We start from the raw sequence: 239 nt of genomic DNA on the forward strand, positions 1-239 counted from the left end.
GGGTGCTTGGCGACCCAATCCTTGGCCGCTGCATCAGGCTTGGCGCCCTCTTGGATGGCCAGCATCACTTCGCCGATTTCATCCTTGGAGGCCCACTGGAATTTTTTCAGGAAGGCCACGACTTCAGGCGCTTTCTTCTCCAGGCCCTTGCTGCCGATGCTGTTCACAGTTTCGGCAGCACCATAAATCCCTTTTGGATCGTCAAGGAAACGCAGTTTCCACTTGGCGAACATCCAGTG

At 55.6% G+C, this 239-nt stretch carries 1 protein-coding gene; it reads right to left on the minus strand.

Translation table 11 applies throughout. The features are described from left to right. Positions 1-239, minus strand: a 239-nt coding sequence (locus AAEZ08_RS23415) for a glycine betaine ABC transporter substrate-binding protein (RefSeq protein WP_500125243.1), incomplete at both ends; no start/stop codon positions are given.

The sequence above is a fragment of the Pseudomonas sp. E45-MNA-CIBAN-0222 genome (genome assembly GCF_040310405.1).
Taxonomy (GTDB): Bacteria; Pseudomonadota; Gammaproteobacteria; order Pseudomonadales; family Pseudomonadaceae; genus Stutzerimonas; species Stutzerimonas stutzeri_AC.